This is a genomic window from Roseovarius aquimarinus, from assembly GCF_043661195.1.
In the GTDB taxonomy this organism is placed as follows: domain Bacteria; phylum Pseudomonadota; class Alphaproteobacteria; order Rhodobacterales; family Rhodobacteraceae; genus Roseovarius; species Roseovarius aquimarinus.
In genome coordinates, this window is the sequence record NZ_JBIHMM010000002.1 from 384,280 (window position 1) to 406,213 (window position 21,934).

Below are 21,934 nucleotides of genomic sequence, written 5' to 3' on the forward strand. Positions count from 1 at the left end.
GGAACGCTCGCCTTGCCGGGCGTCATGACCGCCCGCTATGCTCGGCGCGGCGGCCCCCGAGGGTCGGCTGAACGGCTCCGCGAAAGGGATGCGCCCGATGACCCTGCCCGATCCCGAAATCCGGCCCCGGCCGCCGCGCGTCACCGGCGCGCGCCACCTTGTGGCCGCGACGCGCTATTCGGCGGGCGGTGCGCGCAGGCTTTGGCAGGAAACGGCGCTGCGGCATATCGCGCTCGGCTTCGCCGCCTCGCTCGCCCTGCTCATATGGGCGCGCGCGGGGCTGTCCGAAATCGCGATCTTCACCGTGCTGACGCTGATCCTCGTCGCGGTCGAGGCGCTCAACACGGCGATCGAATGCGTCGTCGATCACCTTGCGCCCGATTGGCAGGAATTCGCGCGCGACGCCAAGGATCTCGGCTCTTTCGCGACGATGTGCCTGCTGGTCGCGAACGGGCTTTTCCTCGCCTCGGTGCTGGCGGGTGCGGCGGGCCTTCTCTAGCGCGACACGGCCCGATGTCGCCGCCCCCCTTGCACCCGGGGCGCATCCTCTCTAGATACCCGGGTGAGAGGTTGGCGCGGGCAGGCGCCTCGCCAACCCGGTCAGATCCGGAAGGAAGCAGCCGTAACGAGCCCCGCTTGGGTCGTTGTCCAGCCTCTCACCCTTACCCCTCTCATGCCGCGTGGTCGCCCCCTTGCAGGGCCCAGCGCGCCTGCGTGTCCGTCAGGGCGGTTTGGGGGCGCAGATGGCGCAGCCGCGCCAGCGCCGCCGCCCCCGGCTCGCCCGCCTCGGTCATGAGGCGCAAGGCCGCCATGCCCGACCGGCCCGTGCCGTTCCCGCAATGGACGAGCACGCGCCCGCCGCCGCGCAAGGCCGAGAGCGCGAGCGGCGCCGACTTGCGCCACGTCGCCTGACCGGCGGCATCCGGCACGCCCGATCGCACGACCGGCACATGCACCCAGCGCGCCCCGAGCGCGACGACCGAATGGCCCATCTCGCCGGCCCCGGCCTCGACCATCTCGGCGCGGCTCGTGAGGCTCATGACCATCGAGGGGCGCCAGTCGCGCAGATGCTCCATGTCGCCGGCGTAATCCCCGCCCGACCCGGGCAGCGGCACCAGCGCGAGGATGCCACGCAGGACCGGAAGCGCATGTATGACGAAGCCCCCCATGACCCCGCCTAGCGCCGCGCGGGCCTCTGCCGCGTCGACCCCTCCGGGAGGCGCCGCATCCCGTTCGCGCGGGTGGATTCGGGGCGCGTGACATTCATGGCGACCTCTTCGGCAGGACCGTCCTCTACGTTGCAAGCTATACCGGCGCGCCCTCCGCGCGCCACAAAAACAAGCGCGGGGCGCGGGCACCGGCGGATCCGCCCGCATGAAAGCGCTTCTGCACGGCGCGGAATGGCTTTAACCTTAGGTCATGAGTGACAAGAACGAGAAAGCCGCGCAACGCACCGATTGGGCCGAGGACCGGACCATCATGGCGAATGAGCGCACGTTCAATTCCTGGATGGGGCTCGGCCTCGGGGCCGTGGGTGTCGCCATCGCGCTCAAGGCCGTCTTCGGCGATTTCGCCCCGACATGGGCCGCCAAGCTGGTCGCCTCGCTCTTTCTGCTCGCCGCGATCGTCATCTACTGGACCGCCGCCGCGCAGGCCCACAAGACGCATGAGCGGCTCACCTGCCGCGATGCCGAGGTGACGGAGGCCAAGAATTTCCGCCGCCTCGCCCTCCTGCTGACGATTGCGACGCTCGGCACGGGCGGGGTGCTCTGGATGCTGTGACGTCGCGGGCGGTGGACGCGGGCGCGCGGCGCCGCTACCTTAACCGCCTGACATCAGACGAATCCCGCAGGCGCCCTCCCGATGACCGATACCGCCCCTTCCGGCTACCGCGTTCTGGCCCGCAAGTACCGGCCCGAAACCTTCGCCGATCTCGTGGGGCAGGATGCGATGGTGCGCACGCTCAAGAACGCGTTCCAGGCGGATCGCATCGCGCAGGCCTTCATCATGACGGGCATTCGCGGGACCGGCAAGACCACCACCGCGCGGATCATCGCCAAGGGCATGAACTGCATCGGCGCGGACGGCACCGGCGGCCCCACGACCGACCCCTGCGGCGTCTGCGAGCATTGCACGGCCATCATGGAAGGCCGCCATGTCGATGTGATGGAAATGGACGCGGCGAGCCATACGGGCGTGCAGAACATCCGCGACGCGATCATCGAGACGGTCAGCTACCGCGCCGCCAGCGCGCGCTACAAGATCTTCATCATCGACGAGGTGCATATGCTCAGCACCTCGGCCTTCAACGCGCTCTTGAAGACGCTCGAAGAGCCGCCCGCGCATGTGAAATTCATCTTCGCCACGACCGAGATCCGCAAGGTGCCGGTCACGGTCCTGTCGCGCTGCCAGCGTTTCGATCTGCGCCGGATCGAGCCCGAAGTGATGCTGAAGCTGATGCGCCGCATCGCCGACAGCGAGGGCGCCGAGATCACCGACGACGCGCTGGCGCTCATCACCCGCGCCGCCGAAGGCTCGGCCCGCGATGCGACCTCACTGCTGGATCAGGCGATCAGCCACGGCGCGGGCGAGACCGGCGCCGATCAGGTGCGCGCGATGCTGGGCCTTGCGGACCGGGGCCGGGTGCTCGACCTGTTCGACCTTATCCTGAAGGGCGACGCGGCGGGCGCGCTGACCGAGCTCGGCGCGCAATATGCAGGCGGGGCCGACCCGCTGGCCGTCCTGCGCGATCTGGCCGAGATCACGCATTGGACTTCGGTGGTCAAGATCACGCCCGAGGCCGCCGACGATCCCACCATCGGCCCGGACGAGCGCGCGCGCGGGCTGCAAATGGCCGAGGCGCTGCCGATGCGGGTGCTGACCCGCATGTGGCAGATGCTGCTGAAAGCGCTCGAGGAAGTGTCCGGCGCGCCCAACGCGATGATGGCCGCCGAGATGGCCGTGATCCGCCTCACCCATGTGGCCGACCTGCCCAGCCCCGAGGACATTCTTCGCAAGCTTAAGGACGCGCCGCAGCCGGCCCCCGCCCCCTCGGGCGGCCCGGCGGGCGGCAGCGGCGGGCAGGCCGTGCAGCAGGGTGGCACGGGCAGCACGGCGCAGGGCCCGGCGCAGGGCATGTCGCAACCTCCGGCGCACACGTCCCATCAGCCGCGCGCGTCGGGGGGCAACGGCGCGGGCCAGACCCTCGCGCTCGCCGCCGATGCGGCGCTCGCCCATTACCCGAGCTTCCACCATGTGGTCGAACTGATCCGCTCGAACCGGGACGTGAAGCTTCTGGTCGAGGTCGAGACCTGCGTGCAGCTCGCCGCCTATCAGCCCGGCCGGATCGAATTCGTGCCCACCGAGAACGCGCCGCGCGATCTCGCCCAGCGCCTCGGCGCCGCGCTCCAGCGCTGGACCGGCAATCGCTGGGCGGTCACGCTGGTCAACGAGGGCGGCGCCAAGACCATCGCGGCGCAGCGCGACGCCGAGGACATGGCGCTGCGCGCGGAGGCCGAAGGGCATCCGCTCGTGCAGGCGGTCAAGGACGCCTTTCCCGGCGCGGAGATCATCGAGATCCGCACGATGCGCCAGATCGAGAACGCCGCGCTCGCCGATGCGCTGCCCGAAGTCGAGGATGAATGGGACCCGTTCGAGGAGGATTGATCGCGGCGGCCCTGGCGCTGTCTCCGGGCGCGGCACTGGCCGGCGCCTGCGATCTGATGCGTCCGGGCTGGGACGGCGCGCCGGTCACGATCTGGGCGGAGACGCTCGCGCTTTTCGCCAGCCCCGCGGCGCTCGCGCTCCTCGTCGGCTCGGCACTCGCCGTCGCCTTCCGCAGCCCTTGGGCCGCGCTCGTGCTCTGCGTGCTCTGGTCGGGGCTCACGATGCTGGTCGCGGTCGCCGATCCGGGCGGGCTGCGCGCCGAGGCGCTGGCCGAAGGCTGCCGGGCCTCGCCCGCGCTCTTCATCGTGATCGTGGCCGCGATCTGCGGCGCGATGATCCTGCGCACGGGCCGCCCGGCCCCTGAGCGCGACGAAACGCCCTGACGGGCCGGCAGCCCCTGCGGCCTCCGCCCCCGGCCTGCCCTCCGGCCTGCCCTCCGGCCTGCCCCTTGTGCGCAGGGGGCCGCCCCCGTATCTATCAGGCAAGATCCTCAGCAATTCGGAGACAGACATGTTCAAGGGACTGGGCCAGATGGGCGACATGGCCAAGATGATGAAGGCCGCGCAGGAAATGCAGCAGAAGATGGCGGCGCTCCAGGAGGAGATGCACGCGATGACCGTGACCGGCGAAAGCGGCGCGGGCCTCGTCAAGGCCACCGCATCCTGCAAGGGCGAGCTCAAGAGCCTCGACATCGACCCTTCGATCTTCTCGGGCGACGACAAGGAAGTCGTCGAGGACCTGATCCTCGCCGCGATCAAGGACGCGCAATCCAAGGCCAACGACCGCGCTCAGGAAGAGATGAGCAAGCTGACCGAGGGCATGGGCCTGCCCAAGGACATGAAACTGCCCTTCTGAAGCGCCTCGCCGCAGCTTCATCTTGGCGAAAATACTCTCGCCGAAGGCGTCCAGAGACAGATCCGGGACCGACCGATTGAGTTCGACACGCGATATCGACAGCCTGATCGAGATGATGGCCCGCCTGCCGGGTCTCGGACCGCGCTCGGCCCGGCGCGCGGTGCTGCATCTCATCGCCAAGCGCGAGATGAAGCTGATGCCGCTGGCGGACATGATGCAGACCGTCGCCGCGACCGCGCGCGAATGCGCGACTTGCGGCAATGTCGGCACCACCGAGATCTGCGACATCTGCGCCTCGCCCAAGCGCGCGAACGGCATGCTCTGCGTGGTCGAAAGCGTCTCGGACCTCTGGGCGATGGAGCGCGGCGGCGCCTTCAAGGGGCGCTATCACGTCCTCGGCGGGACGCTGAGCGCGCTCGACCAGATCGGACCCGAGCAACTGCGCATCCCGCAGATGATCCGGCGCATCGAAGCGGAGGGGATTGAGGAGGTCATCCTCGCGCTGGCCGCCACCGTCGATGGCCAGACCACCGCGCATTACATCGCCGACCAGATCGAGGGGCGCGTGCGCCTCACCTCGCTCGCGCAGGGCGTGCCCATCGGCGGCGAGCTCGACTATCTCGACGACGGCACGATCAGCGCGGCGCTGAGCGCGCGCAAGGATATCTGAGCCCTTTCGATCCGGCGGCGGGATTTGAGTATTTCCGCCAAGATGAAGCCGGGCGCGGCGCGCTAGCGAAGCTCCTGCTCTTCGGGCCATTGCATACTGTAATCGATCCGGAGCCTGCGCGTCTCGCCGGGCGCCATCTCGAAGTCCCAGGCCAGAACGCCGGTCTGATCCTCCACATCCACCTCGTCCGGGCGCGGCTCGGCCTGCCAGTCGATCTGCAGGTCCTCCTGCTCGGAATAGGGCACGCGGTCGAGAAGGCGGACGGGCCATGCCTCGGCGGTCAGGTTCTCGATCTCGATGCGTGCGGTCTCGTCCAGATCGTTCGACTTGCGGATGAGGCCGCTGCCGCCCTCCTCGCGGTCCAGTACGGTGCGCATGAGGGTCAGCCCGTCGATCGGCCCGAAGGAGGCCTCGCTCTTGGCGCCTGCCGGGATGAGATCGCCCATCGTCTGGCCGACATAGCTCTCGCCCAGATAGAAATGCGTCTCGCCGGGCAGGATCAGCTCGCCCGTGTCGTTGGTGAATTCGGCCATGAGGAAGGCGTTCGAATCATAAAGCGGCACGGCGCGCGCCTCGATGGTCGCCTCGGTCTCGAGCGTTCCGAGCGCGATGCGCAAAGCGTCCGCGCCCGAGGCGACCGAGACGGGCGGCGCGTAGTCGTAGCTGACCGAGAGGCCGTCGAACTCGGCAGAGGCCGTCTCAACGATTGGAGCGTCTTGCCACGAAGGCGCGGCCTCGCTCATCGCCATGCTGTCCATCGCGGCGCCGAGCGCCTCCTTGCGCAGCTGGGGCTCCGGCGGGCCGATGCGGCGCAGAAGCGGGCCGATCTCGCTGGGCCGGGTCTGGCCGCTCGGCCGCTGGGTGGAGAGGCTGAGTGCGACGTCCTGCCAATTCTCGCCGGTCTGCTGGCGCACATAGGCGCCGCGCTCGATCGTCAGGAGGCCCGTCTCGCGCGCGAGGCTCATGTCATAGACCGGCGCCCAGCCCGCGTTCCATGTCTGATACGTCACCGCGAGCGTGCCGGTCGATGGCTCCGCCGCCGTGATAGTGACAGCGAGCATCGCGCGGTCCTCTTCCTCAGGCACGAGCGCGGCGAGGGCCTGTCGCGCCTCGGCGAGCGCCTCCTCGAGATCCTCGAGCCCGCGCTCGGCGATCTCGGCGGCGCGGGCGGCGTCATGGGCGGCCTCGCGCGCGGCGAGTGTCTGCTGGCCGATCATCTCGGCCATCTCGCGCAGCGTTGCGACATCCTGCGCCGCGATCCCCTCGCCCTGCCCGAGCTGGCCCAGGAAAGCGGTCTGCGCCTCGGCGGCATCGACGGCGAGGCGCAGGCGCGCGATATCGGCACGGGCGGCGCGCAAGGCGTCCTCGCGCCGCTCGACCTCCTCGCGGGCGGCCTCGATGGCGGCGCTCTGCGTCTCGCTGCGGGGCGGCTGGGCGGTGCGGCGGGTGGTCACGCTGCCCATCTCGGCGCCGCTCACCTCGGCGCGGAGGGTGGCCAGATCGGTGTCCTGCGGCAGATCGACGAGGACGAGATCATGCTGGCCGGCGGGCACATCGAACGGCACCTCGCGCACCACGCGCGCGCCCTGCGGATAGAGCGTGACGGCTGCAACGCGGCTGGTGAGCGCGATATCCTCGGCCGCGGCGCCGAGCGGCATGGCGATGACGAGGCACAGAAACGGAACGGTCGCGCGCATGGTCGGTCTCCCCCAAATGGTCGTGCCCAGTCTTGGGCGGCGCCCGCGCGAATGCAAGCGGGCCGCGCTCCGCTTGCGCGGAAACGCGCGAGTTTTACGCGGCCTGCGCCTGATATAACGAGGACAGGGAGTTTGCGGATCGTGGTGTTCGAGGTGGGCCGTCATCTCGCCCGGGCCGCCGCGCGGCGCCGGGCGATTATTTGCCGGATGGCAGAGGGCGTCAGCCCTTTTTCAGCACGCGCTGGCCCAGCGTCTCGGCGATCTGCACCGCGTTGAGGGCCGCGCCCTTGCGCAGGTTGTCCGAGACGCACCAGAGGTTCAGCCCGTTGTCGATGGTGCTGTCCTGCCGGATGCGGCTGATGAAGGTCGCGAAATCGCCGACGCATTCGACGGGCGTGACGTAGCCGCCGTTCTCGCGCTTGTCGATCACCATGATGCCCGGCGCCTCGCGCAGGATGTCGCGCGCCTCGTCCTCGTCGAGGAAATCCTCGAACTCGATGTTGATCGATTCCGAATGCCCCACGAAGACCGGCACGCGCACGCAGGTCGCGGTGACCTTGATCGCGCTGTCGAGGATCTTCTTGGTCTCGGCGACCATCTTCCACTCTTCCTTGGTGTCGCCCGAATCCATGAAGACGTCGATATGCGGGATCACGTTGAAGGCGATCTGCTTGGTGAATTTCCTGGCGGGCTTGTCGTCGGTCGGGTTGTAGATCGACTTGGTCTGGTCCCAGAGCTCGTCGATGCCTTCCTTGCCCGCGCCCGAGACCGACTGGTAGGTCGACACCACGACGCGCTTGATGCGGGCGCGGTCATGCAGGGGCTTGAGCGCCACGACCATCTGCGCGGTCGAGCAGTTGGGGTTCGCGATGATGTTGCGGTTCTTGACCATCTCGACCGCCTCGGGATTGACCTCGGGCACGATGAGCGGGATGTCCGCGTCGTAGCGGTAGAGCGACGAGTTGTCGATCACGACGCAGCCGGCCTTGGCGGCCTTGGGCGCGTAGGTCTTGGTCGCATCCGAGCCGATGGCGAAGAGCGCGATGTCCCAGCCCGCGAAATCGAACGCATCGAGATCCTTGGTTTTCAGGGTCTTGTCGCCATAGCTGACCTCGGTGCCGAGCGACTTGCGGCTGGCAAGCGCGACGACCTCGTCGGCGGGAAACTGGCGCTCGGCCAGGATGTTCAGCATTTCGCGGCCCACGTTGCCCGTGGCGCCGACGACGGCGACCCTGTAGCCCATCTGATAAAACTCCTGATGCAAATGCGGTATGGCTCGGCGCCTCATATCCCGCATCGCCGCGATATGAAAGGGGTCAGGCGGGCGCGTCGCGGCTGAAGAGATAGGCCAGCACGCCAAGGAGCGAGACCGCCCCGAAAAAGGCAAAAAGCACCTGATACGAGGCGAGCGCGCCCGCACCGGCGGCGACCTGCGCGTGAATGCCGCCCGAGGCGAGCTGCATCAGCCCGACCCCGCCGATGCCGAAGAGGTTCATCAAGGTGACGCCGCGCCCGGCGAGATGCGCCGGGAAAAAGCCGCGCGCATGCGCGATCATCACCGGAAAGCTCGCGCCGAAAAGCCCGATCGCCGCGCAGAGCGCGATACCCACCGCCGCGCTCGTGCCCGCAAGAAGCGCCAGCGCCAGCGCCGAGAGGCCGCACGCGAGGTTGCCGACGAGGATCACCCATTTATGCGTACCGAACACACGGTCGAGCGGGCCGTAGATCAGCGTGCCGCAGATCATCGCGATGCCCATTACCAGCGAGGCCTGCCCGAGCTGCGTCACGCTCAGCCCGAAGATATCGCTGAGGTAGGGCCCGATCCAGAGGCCGCGCACAGCGGCGGCGGGCGCATAGCAGGCGAACATCATCGGGATGATCGGCCAGAGCGCGCGCATCTTCAGCAGATCGAGCACCGATCCGCGCCGCCCGTGCTCGGGCGCTTCCGGATCGCGCACGACCATGAAGAGCGCCAGCGCCGCCGCACCGGTCAGCGCCGCCAGAAGGACCATCGCCGCGCGCCAGCCCACCGTCTCGACCGCGAAGGCCATGGGCCAGGACGCGCCCAGATTGCCGATCGACCCGATGCCGAGCAAAAGCGCCGCCATCGTCGCGAATTGCGCCGGGCTGCCTTGCCGGGCGAGGATGTAATAGGCCGAGACGAGCACCGGCGCGCAGCCCGCCCCGATCAGCATCATGGCGAGTTTGACATGGAGCGCGCTGCCCGCCACGGAAAACAGGAGCGCGCCGCCCGCGCCGCCCAGCATCAGAACGCTCGACACCGTCCGGCGCGGCCCGAGCCGGTCCAGCGCCCAGCCGATGGGCAGTTGCGCCAGCGCGAAGGCCAGAAACCACAGGCCCGACGCCGTCGCCAGATCCTCCGGGCCGGCGCCCAGATCGCGCAGGAGCGCGGGGCCGAGAACCGCGAGGAACGCGCGGTAGAACTGGCTGAGCACATAGGTGAGGCACAGGAGCGAAAGACCGGCGCGCATCGGGATCCTCCGCGTCGAATGGCTCGCCTCTCGTGGCACGGCGCCGCGCGGCTGGCAAGCCTGCGCGCGGGTCAGGCGCCGCGCGCGATCAGCACGTCCACATGCGCCGCCGCGCTCTCGGCCAGCGCGCGCAGATCGTATCCGCCCTCGAGGCACGAGACGAGGCGACCGCCGCATCGCGCATCGGCAAGATCGCAGAGCGCCTCGGTGATCCAGGCGAAATCCGCCGTCTCGAGCAGAAGGCCCGCCAGCGGATCGGCCCGGTGCGCATCAAAGCCCGCCGAGACTATCAGAAGCTCGGGCGCGAAGGCATGGGCGGCGGGCAGGATCTCGCGCTCCATCGCGGCGCGGAAGGCGGCGCTCCCCGCGCCCGCGTGCAGCGGGACATTGACGACATTGCCGTCGACGCCCGTCTCCGACGGATCGCCCGTGCCGGGATAGAGCGGCATCTGATGCGCCGAGAGATAGGCGATGCGCGCCTCCCCCTCGACGAGAGCTTGCGTGCCGTTGCCGTGATGCACGTCGAAATCCACGATCGCGACGCGGCTCAGCCCGTGATGGCCCAGCGCGTGCCGCGCGGCGATGGCGACATGGCACAAAAGGCAGAAGCCCATGGCGCGCGACGCCTCGGCATGGTGTCCGGGCGGGCGCGTCGCCACGAAGGCGTTCCGCGCGCGGCCCTCCATCACCATGTCCACGCCCTGCACGGCGCCCCCCGCCGCACGCCGCGCGGCGATGAGCGAGCCGGGCGAGAGCCATGTGTCGCCGTCGATCGGCGTGCCGCCCATCTCGGGGATCATCGCCGCGAGCGCCTCGAGATGCGCCCTCGGATGCACGGCGCAGATCTGCGCATCGCTGGCCAGCGGCGCCTCGGCGCGGAGAAGATCCTTGCCGTCGAGCGCGCGCAGGACCGCCGTGAGCCGGGCCGCGGATTCAGGATGGCCCTCGGGCATGTCATGGGCGAGGCAATCCTCGTGGGTGATGAGGGCGGTGGTCATGGCTGGCCTTTCCGGATGCGCGCGCCCCAGCCAAACGCAAAAGCGCGGGGCCTGTCCAGTCCCCGCTTGCCGCACCCCGCGACCCGTGCCACCTTAAGCGTCATGGCCACGGACCCGACACTTCCCCCCATCGAACAGGCGCAGGACATCGCGATCGGCCTCTGGGCGCAGGGACATGGTTTCGCGATGGGCATGATGCGGCCCTGGAACGCCTATCAGATGCTCATCATCCTCGGCCTCATCTTCGCGGCGCATCTGCTGCGCGCGGTGCTGGGCCCGCGCCTTCATGCGTGGATGCGCACGCGCGAGGGCTGGCCGAAATGGCGGATGCGCTTTCTGGTCATGGTGCATCGGCGGCTTCGCCTCATCTTCTTCGTGCTGCTCGCCTGGATCACCTTCGCGGTGATGCGCGAGGTGACCTGGCACAGCCGCTCCTACCTCATCGAGATCGCGGCGAGCCTCGCCACCGCATGGCTCGTGATCGCGTTCGTCACGCGGCTTATCGCCAACGGCTTCCTGCGCGGGATCGTGCGCTATGCGGGCTGGGCCTGGGCGACGCTCATCATCCTCGGCCTCACGGACGAAGCGCAGCAGCTTCTCGACAGCCTCGCCGTTCACCTGGGCGAGACACGCATCTCGGTCTGGCTGGTGCTTCAGGCGGTCGTGATCCTCGGCGCGCTTTTCTTCGTGGCGCGGCTCGTCTCGCGCACCACCTCGGCGCGCATCGCGCGGAACGAGGAAATCTCGCCCTCGATGCAGGTTCTGGCGGTCAAGTTCCTTCAGGTGCTGCTCTACGGCGCGGCCTTCTTCATCGGGCTGCGCACCGTGGGCGTCGATCTGACGGGCCTTGCGGTTCTCTCGGGCGCGATCGGCGTCGGCCTCGGCTTCGGTCTGCAAAAGGTGGTCTCGAACCTCGTCTCGGGCGTCATCATCCTGCTCGACAAGTCGATCAAGCCGGGCGACGTCATCAGCCTCGGCGAGACCTTCGGATGGATCAACTCGCTCGGGGCGCGCTATGTCAGCGTGGTCACGCGCGACGGCAAGGAATACCTCATCCCGAACGAGGATCTGATCACCAGCCAGGTGGTCAACTGGTCGCATTCGAACGAATTCGTGCGGCTCGACATCTATTTCGGCACCGCCTATGCGGACGATCCGCACCTCGTGCGCAAGATCGCGATCGAGGCGGCGGCGGGCGTGCCGCGCGTGCTCAGCATGAAGGCGCCGGTGTGCCATATCGTCGGTTTCGGCGACAGCAGCGTGGATTATATCCTGCGCTTCTGGATCCGCGACCCCACGCAGGGCCTCACCAACATCCGCGGCAATGTCTATCTCGCGCTCTGGGACGCCTTCAAGGAGCACGGGATCTCGATCCCCTTCCCGCAGCGCGAGGTGCGCATGCTGGAGACGCCCGAGGGCAGCAAGGAGGCCGCACCGGCGCTCGATTGACGCGCGCCGGCGCGAAATGGCCGCACCGGCCACGCTTCGCTCCATGCTTTGTTGAAACTTCGCCGCCGGGTCGCTATTTTCGGGATAGGCCCGGCACCGGGGCGGGATACAGGTGCGCAACCAGGAGGACGACGTTCTGTCCATTTCCGCCCAAGCGGCCGACGCCGCCCACACCGCCACCCCTGCCGGAGCGCATGCCGCGACATCCGGCGACGCCACCAGCCGCCAGCAACTCGATCTCATCCTCGCCTCGCTCGATGCGGACAAGGCGGAGGATATCGTCGAGGTGGACCTGCGCGGCAAATCCTCGATCGGCGACTACATGGTCATCTGCTCGGGCCGCTCCTCGCGGCAGGTCAGCGCCATCGCCGAGAAGCTGGTCGACAAGCTCAAGCACGATCTGAACCGCGCGAGCCGCATCGAGGGCCGCGAGACGGGCGACTGGGTGCTGATCGACACGGGCGACGTGATCGTCCATGTCTTCCGCCCCGAAGTGCGTGACTTCTACCAGCTCGAGAAGATGTGGGTGCCGGCGGGAGCCGCAGGCGCCGCGACACCGCCCCCCGCCGGGCGCTGATGCGGCTTCATATCTGCGCGGTGGGCCGGATGCGCGCCGGCCCCGAGCGCGATCTTCTGGACGATTACCTGTTGCGGGCCGATCGCACCGGCCGCGCCCTCGGCCTCGGCCCCACCACCCTGCACGAGGTCGAGGACAAGAAGGGCGGCGGCCCCGCCGCCGAAGCGGCCCTTCTCGAGCGGGCCTTGCCCTCCGGCGCCCTGCGCATCGCGCTCGACGAGCGCGGCAAGCTGATCGGCTCGCCCGATTTCGCCGCAAAACTCGGTGATTGGCGCGACGCCGGGCGCAGCGATGCCGCCTTCCTCATCGGCGGCGCCGACGGGATCGATCCCGCCCTGCGCGCCACCGCCGATTTCACGCTCTCCTTCGGCGCGATGGTCTGGCCGCACATGCTGGCGCGGGTCATGCTGGCCGAGCAGATCTACCGCGCAACGACCATCCTCGCGGGCGGACCCTATCACCGCGCCTGACGCCCCGGCGGCGCCGCGTATCCTCCATCTTCTCCGAAATACCGATGCGCCGACCGGGCGCCGGGCGAAACCTTGCCGGGTTTAGCGCAACCATCCACCCATGCCCTGTTTCAAACCCCCGCCATCTTGAGTAGAACCCGGGCAGGCAAGCCCAAGCGCGGAGCGACAGATGAGCATCCCCAAACCCGTGGTTCTTTGTATCCTCGACGGCTGGGGCCTGTCCGACACCGAGCACGGCAACGCGCCCGCGCTGGCCCGCACACCCAATTTCGACGCCGCGATGGCGCGATGCCCGAATGCGCGGCTCGTCACCCATGGGATCGACGTGGGTCTTCCCGAGGGCCAGATGGGCAACTCCGAGGTGGGCCATCTCAATATCGGCGCCGGGCGCATCATCGAGATGGACCTGCGCCGAATCGACCGCGCGGTCGAGACAGGCACCTTCGCCGCCCTGCCCGGCATCCGGCGTTTCGTCGAGGCGATGAAGGCCTCGGGCGGCACGGCGCATCTTTTGGGCGTTCTGTCGAACGGCGGCGTGCATTCGCATATCAGCCACATGATCGCCGCCGCGCATACGCTGGCAGCCGAGGGCATTCCCGTCGCGATCCACGCTTTCACCGATGGGCGGGACGTCGCGCAGGTTTCGGCCATGTCCTATCTGGACGAGTTGCAGGCGGCGCTCCCGCTCGGCGCGCGCATCGCGACCGTCTCGGGGCGCTATTACGCGATGGACCGGGACAACCGGTGGGAGCGCGTCTCGCTCGCCTATGCCGCCATCGCCGCCGCCGAAGGCTATCACGCCGAGACCGCCGCCGAGGCGATCGACAACGCCTATGGAAAGGGCCGCACGGACGAGTTCATCAAGCCGCGCGTTCTGGGCCAATATGCCGGGATGCGCGACGGGGACGGCCTCATGTGCCTCAATTTCCGCGCCGACCGCGCGCGCGAGATCCTCGCGGCCTTCGCCGATCCGGAATTCGACAAGTTCGAAACGGGCCGGCGCCCGAAATTCGCCATCGTCAGCGGCTTCACCGACTATTCCGCGCGCCACAAGACCTACATGGACTGCATCTTTCCGGACGAGCAGCCGGACAACACGCTGGGGATCTGGGTGGCCAAGCAGGGCTTGCGGCAATTCCACATCGCCGAGACCGAGAAATATCCGCATGTCACCTTCTTCCTGAACGGTGGCCGCGAAGCGCCCGAGGAGGGCGAGGACCGCTACATGGCCGCATCGCCCCGCGTTGCGACCTACGATCTCAAACCCGAGATGTCGGCGCCCGAGGTGACCGATCACCTCGTTGCGGCCATCGCGGAGGGATATGATCTCATCGTCGCCAATTACGCCAATCCCGACATGGTCGGGCATACGGGCGATCTGAACGCCGCCATCGCCGCCTGCGAGGCCGTGGATCAAGGCCTCGGCCGTGTGATGGAGGCGGTGGAGCGCGCGGGCGGCGCCATGATCGTCACCGCCGATCACGGCAATTGCGAAACGATGATCGACCCCGAGACCGGCGCGCCCCATACCGCCCACACGGTGAACCCGGTGCCCGTCATCCTCGTCGGCGGGCCCGAGGGTGCGGCGCTGCGGGACGGACGCCTGAGCGATCTCGCCCCGACGCTTCTGACGCTCATGGGACTGGACGTGCCGCCCGAAATGACCGGCCGGTCGCTGATCGTGCCGGCCGAGGCGGCGCGCGGCGCGGACGCGGCGGAATGATCCGCCTCCTCCTCGGCGCGGCTCTTCTGGCGCTCGCGCCGTTCGGCGCGGCGGCGGAGGACGGCGCCGCCGATCCCGGTGCGGCCGCGCGCGAGGCTTCCGAGATGCTGTCCGAGGCGACGCGCGCGCTCGACGAGGCCGAGGGCGCCGCGAGCCGCGTCAAGGCGCTCAGCCAGACGGTGCGGGCCTTCGAGGCGGGGCTGCGGGCGATGCGCGTCGGCATGCGCGAGGCCGCCATCCGCGCGCAGACGCTCGAGCGCGATCTTGCCTCGCGCGAGGACGAGATCGCGCAGCTTCTGGGCGTGCTCAGCTCGATCAACGCGACACCCGCTCCGGTCACGCTTTTGCACCCCTCGGGGCCGGTCGGCACGGCGCGCTCGGGCATGCTGCTCGCCGATGTGACGCCCGCGCTCAACGCGCGCGCCGCCGTGCTGCGCGCCGATCTCGAGGAACTGGCGGCGCTGCGCGCGCTTCAGCAGAGCGCGGCGGGCAAGCTCGAGGAAGGGCTCGCCAGCGCGCAGGAGGCGCGCACACGGCTCAGCCAGGCCATCGCCGACCGCACCGACCTGCCGCGCCGCTTCACCGAGGATCCCGTGCAGACCGCCCTCCTGATCGCCTCCACCGAATCGCTCGACGGCTTCGCCAGCGGCCTGAGCCAGATCGCCGTGGGCGAAGTGCCGGGCAGCCTGCCGGGCATCGAGGACCGCAAGGGCGAGCTTCCGCTCCCGGTCGAGGGGCGCATCCTGCGCCGCGCGGGCGAGGCGGACGCGGCGGGCATCACCCGCCCTGGCATCGTGATGGCGGCGCCGCCCCGCGCTCTGGTCACGACGCCCGCCGCCGCGACGCTGCGCTATCGCGGCCCCTTGCTGGATTACGGAAATGTCGCCATTCTGGAGCCTCAATCGGGGATTCTGCTGGTCTTCGCGGGAATGGACGTGGTCTATGGCGAGACGGGGCAGGTTCTGCCGGGCGGCAGCCCCGTCGGGCTGATGGGGGGCGTCGGCACCCCCGGAGACGCGGCCGATGACGAAATCGTGCCCGCCGAGCTGCTGGAGGCGGCTACCGAGTGGACGCAAACCCTCTATATTGAGGTGAGGCAAGGTGACACCGCCGTGGATCCCGCGCTGTGGTTCAAGACAGACAAGGATGAATGAGCAATGAAGAAATTCCTGATGGCCGCCGGCGCCGGCACCCTTGCCGGCGTGATCGTGACCACGCAGGTCGCCGCGCCCCTGATGGCGCAGGAGACGGAGCGCAACACGAATGTCTATGAACAACTGGACCTCTTCGGCGACATCTTCGAGCGGATCCGCGCGCAATATGTCGAGGAAGTCGACGAGGGCGATCTGATCGAGGCCGCGATCAACGGCATGCTGACATCGCTCGATCCGCATTCGAGCTACCTGCCGCCCGAGGATGCCGAGGACATGCAGGTCCAGACGCGCGGCGAATTCGGCGGGCTCGGCATCGAGGTCACGCAGGAGGAGGGTTTCGTCAAGGTGGTCTCGCCCATCGACGGAACGCCTGCCTACAATGCGGGCGTCGAGGCGGGCGACTACATCACCCATGTCGATGGCGAGAGCGTTCTGGGCCTGAGCCTCGACGAGGCGGTGGACATGATGCGCGGCCCGGTGGGCAGCGAGATCGTCATCACCGTCGTGCGCGAGGGCGAGGCCGAGCCCTTCGATCTGTCGATCGTGCGCGACACGATCAAGGTGACCGCCGTGCGCGCCCGGACCGAGCAGAAGGCCGTGGTGCTGCGCGTGTCGAGCTTCAGCGACCAGACCTATCAGAACCTCGAGGACGGCCTCGCCGAGGAGATCGAGAAGGCGGGCGGCCTCGACAATATCAACGGCATCGTGATCGACCTGCGCAACAATCCCGGCGGGCTTCTGAACCAGGCGATCAAGGTGTCGGACGCCTTCCTCGAGAAGGGCGAGATCGTCAGCACGAGGGGCCGCGAGGCTCAGGATGGCGAGCGTTTCAACGCGACGCCCGGCGATCTGGCCGAAGGCAAGCCCATCGTCGTGCTCATCAATGGCGGCTCAGCTTCCGCTTCGGAGATCGTCGCGGGCGCGCTGCAGGACCACGGACGCGCCGTGGTCGTCGGCACCAAGAGCTTCGGCAAGGGGTCGGTCCAGACCGTCATGCCCCTGCGCGGCGACGGGGCGATGCGCCTGACCACCTCGCGCTACTACACGCCGTCGGGCCGCTCGATCCAGGCGCTGGGCGTGTCGCCCGACATTCTCGTCGCGCAGCCCCGCCGCGCGCCCGAGACCGAGGAAGAGGAGGAGAACGGCGCCCCGCCGCTCCTGCGCTCCGAAGCCGATCTGCGCGGCAGCCTCGACAATGACAGTCTCACCGAAGACGAGATCCAGCATATCGAGGAAACGCGCGAGCGCGCCGAGGAGAGCGCCAAGCTGCGCGAGGAGGATTACCAACTCGCCTACGCGGTCGACATCCTGAAGGGTCTGACCACGCTGAACGGCGCCAAGTAAGGCGCCCTCGTCCGGCCCGCCCTTCGGGGTGCGGCCGGGCGCGTTTTGCCTGCCCCCGCCCCGATCCGAGGCCCGCGCATGACCCCCGATCAGATCGCCGCCCTTCCCTATCGCCCCTGCGTGGGCGTGATGCTCGCCAATGCGGCGGGCGAGGTCTTCGTCGGCCAGCGCATCGACACCGAGGCGCCCGCCTGGCAGATGCCGCAAGGCGGGATCGACGCGGGCGAGGCGCCCGAGGCGGCGGCGCTGCGCGAGCTTTTCGAGGAGACCGGCGTCACACCCGATCTGGTGCGCATCGAGGCCGAGACCGACGGCTGGGTGCGCTATGATCTGCCGCATGATCTGGTACCGCGCATGTGGAAAGGCCGCTATCGCGGGCAGGAACAGAAATGGTTCCTCATGCGCTTTCACGGGCGCGATGCGCAGATCGACATCGCCACGCCGCATCCCGAATTCTCGCAGTGGCGCTGGCTGCCGCCCGGCGATCTGGAGGCGAGCATCGTACCGTTCAAGCGCTCGGTCTACGCCGCGGTTCTCAAGGAATTCAAGGAGGTGCTCTGATGCGGCTTTCCCCAATGATCGCCGCCGCCCTCGCGGCAGCCATGGCCAGCGGTCCCGCCGCCGCCTTGTCATGCCTGCCGCATGACCTTGCCCGGACGTTTGAGAGGGTCAATTCCGCCGCCGAGACATACGTCGCGTTCAACGGCACGCTCGAGTTCGACGAGAGCCTCCTGCCCGAGGTGGACATGGCCGATCAGCAGGCCACCCCGAAGGAGACGCGGATCCCCGCGCGCATATCGGGCGAAGCGCTGAGCCGGGTGGGCTTCAACCGTCCGTTCGCGGGGCCGGTGACACTCATCGTCGAATGTTTCGGGCCGTGGTGCGCCCAGCCGCCCGCCGTCGGCGAGGTGCTGGCCTTCCTGCGGCAGGATCCCGAGGGCTTCACCCTCACGACCGATCCGTGCGGCGGCGATGCCTTCTTCGGGCCGGACGCCGCGATGCTGGACAAGGCGCATCGCTGCTTTACCGGCGGCGAGTGCGAGGTCGAAGAACCCCAGTAACCCCATGATGAAAATCCGTCTCATGGGGACTCGGCATAAGAACAAAAGGTGAATATAAAGTGACTCGCCATGCGAGATCACAGCCCTTTCGCCGAATTGTCGGCGCTCAGCAATTTCACCTTCCTCACCGGGGCCTCGCACCCCGAGGAATACATGCAGCGCGCCGCGCTTCTTGGCCTGCCCGCCCTCGCCATCGCGGACGAGAACACCGTCGCGGGCATCGTGCGCTCCTGGTCGGCGGCGCGCGAGATCGCGCGGCAGGTGGCCGAGCGGCAGGCGCTCGAGGCGCGGGACGGCATGATCGGCCCGCCCGCGCCGCAGCCCCGCGCGCCCGATTGGGCGAATGTGCCGCGCCTCATCCCCGCCGCCCGACTGGTGCTGGAGGAAGGGCTGACGCTGACCGCGCTGGTCCGGGACCGCACCGGCTGGGCCAGCCTTTGCCGCCTTCTGACCACGGGCCGCCGCCGCGCGCCCAAGGGGGATTGCGCGCTCCGGACCAGCGACCTGCTCGAGCGCGCCGAGGGGCTGACCCTCCTTCTGCACGCGCCCGAGGGCGATCCGAGGCCGTGGCGCAAGCATGCGGCGCCGCTCGCCCGGGCGCTCGGGACGCTCGGGGCGCGGATGTATCTGCTCATGGCGCCGCGATATGACGGGCGCGATGCGGCGCGCTTCGCCCGGCAGGAAAAACTGGCCGGCGCCCTCGGCCTCGAGACCGTCGCCAGCGCGCAGCCGCGCATGCATCACGGGCGGCGGCGTCGATTGGCCGATGTGCTAACGGCGGTGCGCACCGGCACGCGCGTCGATGATCTGGGCCGCGCGGCGCTGGCCAATGGCGAATGCCGCCTGCGCAGCGGGGCCGAGATGCGACGCCTTTTCAGCGGCCATGAAGGCGCGGTGGAGCGCGCAGGCACGCTCGCCGCCGGGCTGACATTCTGCCTCGGGAGCCTGCGCTACGAGTATCCCAGCGAGATCGCCGAGGGCGAGACGCCCGGCGCCCGCCTGCGCCGGCTGGCCGAGGAGGGGCTGAAATGGCGCTATCCGCATGGCGCGAGCGACCGGGTGCGGAACCTTCTGGAACATGAGCTGACGCTGATCGCCAAGCTGAAATACGAGCCCTATTTCCTGACCGTGCGCGATATCGTCGCCTTCGCGCGCGCGCGCGGCATCCTTTGCCAGGGGCGCGGCTCGGCGGCGAATTCGGTGGTCTGCTACTGCCTCGGCGTCACCTCGGTCAGCCCCGAGATCGGCACGATGGTCTTCGAACGTTTCGTGAGCGAGGCGCGGGACGAGCCGCCCGACATCGACGTCGATTTCGAGCATGAGCGCCGCGAGGAGGTGATCCAGCATATCTACGAGCGTTACGGCCGCCACCGCGCGGGCCTTTGCGCCACCGTCATCCACTATCGCGGCAAGCGAGCGATCCGCGAGGTGGGCCGCGCCATGGGCCTGAGCCAGGACACGATCGGTGCGCTCTCCTCGCAGCTCTGGGGCTTTTTCTCGACCGGCGCGGTCGCACGCGAACGCATGCGCGAGATCGGCCTCGATCCGGATGACGCCCGCCTCAAGCAGACGATGGCGCTGGTCGAGGAGATCGAGGGCTTTCCCCGGCATCTCAGCCAGCATGTCGGCGGCTTCGTCGTGACGGAAGGGCGGCTCGATGAACTGGTGCCGGTCGAGAACGCCTCGATGGAGGGGCGCACGGTGATCTCGTGGGACAAGGACGATATCGAGGCGCTGGGCATCCTCAAGGTCGATGTGCTGGCGCTGGGCATGCTCACCTGCATCCGCAAGGCGTTCGGCCTGCTGGCGCAGCATCACGGGCAGAAATACGATCTCGCGACGCTGCCACCCGAAGATACTAAAGTCTATGACATGCTTTGCCGCGCGGACAGTGTCGGCGTCTTTCAGGTCGAAAGCCGCGCGCAGATGAACTTCCTGCCGCGCATGCGCCCGCGCTGCTTCTACGATCTGGTGATCGAGGTGGCCATCATCCGCCCCGGCCCCATCCAGGGCGACATGGTCCATCCCTATATCCGTCGCCGCAACGGCGAGGAGCAGGTGACATTTCCCTCGGACGCGCTCGGGGCGGTGCTGGGCAAGACGCTGGGCGTGCCGCTCTTTCAGGAGCAGGCGATGCAGATCGCCATCGTCGGCGCGGGCTTCACCCCCGATCAAGCCGACCGACTGCGCCGCGCCCTCGCCACCTTCAAGAAGCTGGGCAATATCAGCGAGTTCCGCACGCTCTTTCTGCGCGGCATGAAGGCGAACGGTTATGAGGATGATTTCGCCGAGAGGTGTTTCGCCCAGATCGAAGGGTTCGGCAGCTACGGCTTTCCCGAAAGCCACGCGGCCAGCTTCGCGCTCCTGGTCTACGCCTCGGCCTGGATCAAGTGCCATCACCCGACGATCTTCGCCTGCGCGCTCCTGAACTCGCAGCCGATGGGCTTCTATGCGCCCGCGCAGATCGTGCGCGACGCGCGCGAGCATGGCGTGGTGGTGCGGCCCGTCTGCATCAACGCGAGTTTCTGGGACAACACGGTCGAGCCCAACGGCAAGGGCGGGCTGGCGCTCCGGCTGGGATACCGTCAGATCAAGGGCATGGACGAGGAAAGCGCGGCCTGGCTCAGCGCCGCGCGGGGCAACGGCTATGGCACGCCGGGCGATGTGTGGCGCCGCGCGGGTCTGCCGCCCTCGGTCATCACGCGGCTGGCCGAGGCAGATTGCTTCGCCGGCGAGGGGCTGACGCGACGCGAGGCGCTCTGGCAGGCCAAGGCGCTGACGGCGGAGCGGCCGCTGCCCCTCTTCGCCGCCGATCTGGGCGAGGAGATCCTGAACGAGCCTGCCGCCCACCTGCCCGCCATGACGCGCGGCGAGGAGATGGTGGAGGATTACGTGACGACGCGCCTCAGCCTCAAGGCGCATCCGCTGGCCCTGCTCAGGGCGCGGCTGACACCCCAGAGGGCGGCGGAGGCGCCGCCGCCGCACCGTCCTGCGCCTCCTTGAGACCCGCATAGACATGCCATGACGCATGGCCGAGCCACGGCAGCACGACGATGAGGCCCAGAAAGGCCGGGATCATCGCCAGCACGATGGTGACCGAGATGAAGGCCGCCCAGCCCAGCATCGGCGCCGGATGGCCCATGACCACCATGACGCTGCGCGCCGTCGCGGTGATGCAATCGACCTCGCGGTCCAGAAGGAGCGGCAGGCCGATCACGCAGATCGCATAGAGAAAAAGCGCGAAGCCCGCCCCGATGGCCGAGCCGAAGGCCAGCATCATGAGGCCGTTCGGGCTGAGGAACACCTCGGCGGAGGACATGATGTTGGTCATCGGCTTGAGGCCCAGAAAGAGCGCGAAGATCATGTGCCCCAGAAAGAACCAGAAGAGCAGCATCACCATCATCAGCGCGCAGAGCATCGGCAGATGCTTGCCCCGCTCGTGCATCAGAACGTGGATCACCCGCCCCACCGACGGCGCCTCGCCGAGTCCGCGCAGCCGCGAGACCTCGTAGGTGCCGAGCGCCGCGAAGGGCGCGACCAGCGGAAAGCCGAAGACCCCCAGCACCAGCCAGAACGTATGGCCCGCCCAGATGGTCAGCCCCGCCATGCCCCAGCCCGCCAGAAGGCAGAGCGACGCGACGATCAGCCCGAAGGCCGGGGCCGCGCGAAAATCGCGCCAGCCCGCCGACAGCGCCTTGCGAAAGAGTGCCGAGCTCGGCGCGCCGAGCGGCGGGATGCCATGGGCGCGCTCCGATGTGATCTCCATGTGATTGCCCTC

21 protein-coding genes and 1 other RNA gene are annotated in these 21,934 nt (G+C 68.7%); 16 read left to right on the forward strand and 6 right to left on the reverse strand.

The window, feature by feature from the left end:
• The first annotated feature begins 97 nt into the window (after positions 1 to 97).
• Both ACGRVM_RS09340 and ffs read left to right on the forward strand, forming a co-directional pair.
• Positions 98 to 499: a diacylglycerol kinase gene (locus tag ACGRVM_RS09340; RefSeq protein ID WP_377170551.1), complete on the forward strand. Its 402-nt coding sequence runs from the start codon at positions 98 to 100 to the stop codon at positions 497 to 499.
• A gap of 65 nt (positions 500 to 564) precedes the next feature.
• Positions 565 to 661: signal recognition particle sRNA small type (gene ffs / locus ACGRVM_RS09345), an RNA gene on the forward strand.
• A 10-nt stretch (positions 662 to 671) separates the two neighbouring features.
• On the opposite strand, the gene ACGRVM_RS09350 is transcribed toward ffs, so the two are convergent.
• Positions 672 to 1,169 (reverse strand): protein-tyrosine phosphatase family protein, encoded by a 498-nt coding sequence (locus ACGRVM_RS09350; RefSeq protein ID WP_377170549.1) that lies wholly within the window; start codon positions 1,167 to 1,169, stop codon positions 672 to 674.
• A gap of 250 nt (positions 1,170 to 1,419) precedes the next feature.
• On the opposite strand from ACGRVM_RS09350, the gene ACGRVM_RS09355 reads away from it, so the two are divergent.
• The 5 genes from ACGRVM_RS09355 to recR all read left to right on the forward strand — a co-directional run bounded on the left by ACGRVM_RS09355 (position 1,420) and on the right by recR (position 5,191).
• Positions 1,420 to 1,782, forward strand: a complete 363-nt coding sequence (locus tag ACGRVM_RS09355) for a DUF202 domain-containing protein (RefSeq protein ID WP_377170548.1) — start codon at positions 1,420 to 1,422, stop codon at positions 1,780 to 1,782.
• A gap of 81 nt (positions 1,783 to 1,863) precedes the next feature.
• Positions 1,864 to 3,666 carry a DNA polymerase III subunit gamma/tau gene (locus ACGRVM_RS09360; protein ID WP_377170547.1) on the forward strand — a complete coding sequence of 601 codons (1,803 nt, stop codon included), beginning with the start codon at positions 1,864 to 1,866 and terminating at the stop codon, positions 3,664 to 3,666.
• The gene (locus ACGRVM_RS09365) at positions 3,663 to 4,049 is read left to right on the forward strand and encodes a hypothetical protein (protein ID WP_377170546.1); all 387 of its coding nucleotides are present in this window, start codon (positions 3,663 to 3,665) and stop codon (positions 4,047 to 4,049) included. Before ACGRVM_RS09360 ends, ACGRVM_RS09365 begins: the two co-directional genes overlap by 4 nt.
• Positions 4,050 to 4,176: 127 nt before the next feature.
• Positions 4,177 to 4,521 (forward strand): YbaB/EbfC family nucleoid-associated protein, encoded by a 345-nt coding sequence (locus ACGRVM_RS09370; protein ID WP_377170545.1) that lies wholly within the window; start codon positions 4,177 to 4,179, stop codon positions 4,519 to 4,521.
• 76 nt (positions 4,522 to 4,597) lie between these two features.
• A complete protein-coding gene (recR, locus tag ACGRVM_RS09375; RefSeq protein WP_377170544.1) occupies positions 4,598 to 5,191 on the forward strand; it encodes a recombination mediator RecR in 594 nt (197 codons plus the stop codon).
• 62 nt (positions 5,192 to 5,253) lie between these two features.
• Here recR and ACGRVM_RS09380 read toward each other — a convergent pair whose 3' ends face one another.
• From ACGRVM_RS09380 to ACGRVM_RS09395, 4 genes are all read right to left on the reverse strand, one after another.
• On the reverse strand, positions 5,254 to 6,888 hold the full coding sequence (locus ACGRVM_RS09380) for a DUF4139 domain-containing protein (protein WP_377170543.1): 1,635 nt from the start codon (positions 6,886 to 6,888) through the stop codon (positions 5,254 to 5,256).
• A 220-nt stretch (positions 6,889 to 7,108) separates the two neighbouring features.
• The gene (locus ACGRVM_RS09385) at positions 7,109 to 8,131 is read right to left on the reverse strand and encodes an aspartate-semialdehyde dehydrogenase (protein ID WP_377170542.1); all 1,023 of its coding nucleotides are present in this window, start codon (positions 8,129 to 8,131) and stop codon (positions 7,109 to 7,111) included.
• A 73-nt stretch (positions 8,132 to 8,204) separates the two neighbouring features.
• Positions 8,205 to 9,380, reverse strand: a complete 1,176-nt coding sequence (locus ACGRVM_RS09390) for an MFS transporter (protein WP_377170541.1) — start codon at positions 9,378 to 9,380, stop codon at positions 8,205 to 8,207.
• Between the two features lie 71 nt (positions 9,381 to 9,451).
• Positions 9,452 to 10,378, reverse strand: a complete 927-nt coding sequence (locus tag ACGRVM_RS09395; RefSeq protein ID WP_377170540.1) for a histone deacetylase family protein — start codon at positions 10,376 to 10,378, stop codon at positions 9,452 to 9,454.
• A 102-nt stretch (positions 10,379 to 10,480) separates the two neighbouring features.
• Between ACGRVM_RS09395 and ACGRVM_RS09400 the strand changes: the two genes are divergently transcribed.
• The 9 genes from ACGRVM_RS09400 to ACGRVM_RS09440 all read left to right on the forward strand — a co-directional run bounded on the left by ACGRVM_RS09400 (position 10,481) and on the right by ACGRVM_RS09440 (position 21,159).
• The gene (locus ACGRVM_RS09400; protein WP_377170538.1) at positions 10,481 to 11,827 is read left to right on the forward strand and encodes a mechanosensitive ion channel family protein; all 1,347 of its coding nucleotides are present in this window, start codon (positions 10,481 to 10,483) and stop codon (positions 11,825 to 11,827) included.
• 112 nt (positions 11,828 to 11,939) lie between these two features.
• Positions 11,940 to 12,404, forward strand: a complete 465-nt coding sequence (gene rsfS, locus ACGRVM_RS09405) for a ribosome silencing factor (protein ID WP_377170536.1) — start codon at positions 11,940 to 11,942, stop codon at positions 12,402 to 12,404.
• Entirely contained in the window at positions 12,404 to 12,874 is a 471-nt protein-coding gene (gene rlmH, locus ACGRVM_RS09410; protein ID WP_377170534.1) for a 23S rRNA (pseudouridine(1915)-N(3))-methyltransferase RlmH, read from the forward strand. Before rsfS ends, rlmH begins: the two co-directional genes overlap by 1 nt.
• A gap of 169 nt (positions 12,875 to 13,043) precedes the next feature.
• Complete coding sequence (gpmI, locus tag ACGRVM_RS09415) at positions 13,044 to 14,597, forward strand: 2,3-bisphosphoglycerate-independent phosphoglycerate mutase (protein ID WP_377170532.1); 1,554 nt, start codon at positions 13,044 to 13,046, stop codon at positions 14,595 to 14,597.
• Positions 14,594 to 15,751: a murein hydrolase activator EnvC family protein gene (locus ACGRVM_RS09420; RefSeq protein ID WP_377170531.1), complete on the forward strand. Its 1,158-nt coding sequence runs from the start codon at positions 14,594 to 14,596 to the stop codon at positions 15,749 to 15,751. Before gpmI ends, ACGRVM_RS09420 begins: the two co-directional genes overlap by 4 nt.
• Before the next feature lie 3 nt (positions 15,752 to 15,754).
• Positions 15,755 to 17,095, forward strand: a complete 1,341-nt coding sequence (locus tag ACGRVM_RS09425; RefSeq protein WP_377170529.1) for a S41 family peptidase — start codon at positions 15,755 to 15,757, stop codon at positions 17,093 to 17,095.
• A gap of 78 nt (positions 17,096 to 17,173) precedes the next feature.
• The gene (locus ACGRVM_RS09430) at positions 17,174 to 17,656 is read left to right on the forward strand and encodes an RNA pyrophosphohydrolase (protein WP_377170527.1); all 483 of its coding nucleotides are present in this window, start codon (positions 17,174 to 17,176) and stop codon (positions 17,654 to 17,656) included.
• The gene (locus tag ACGRVM_RS09435) at positions 17,656 to 18,156 is read left to right on the forward strand and encodes a hypothetical protein (RefSeq protein WP_377170525.1); all 501 of its coding nucleotides are present in this window, start codon (positions 17,656 to 17,658) and stop codon (positions 18,154 to 18,156) included. The genes ACGRVM_RS09430 and ACGRVM_RS09435 overlap by 1 nt, the downstream gene beginning before the upstream one ends.
• Positions 18,157 to 18,225: 69 nt before the next feature.
• Complete coding sequence (locus tag ACGRVM_RS09440) at positions 18,226 to 21,159, forward strand: error-prone DNA polymerase (protein WP_377170523.1); 2,934 nt, start codon at positions 18,226 to 18,228, stop codon at positions 21,157 to 21,159.
• Here the strand turns inward: ACGRVM_RS09440 and ACGRVM_RS09445 are convergent.
• Positions 21,092 to 21,922, reverse strand: a complete 831-nt coding sequence (locus tag ACGRVM_RS09445) for a DUF2189 domain-containing protein (RefSeq protein ID WP_377170521.1) — start codon at positions 21,920 to 21,922, stop codon at positions 21,092 to 21,094. The genes ACGRVM_RS09440 and ACGRVM_RS09445 overlap by 68 nt on opposite strands.
• Between the last annotated feature and the right edge of the window lie 12 nt (positions 21,923 to 21,934).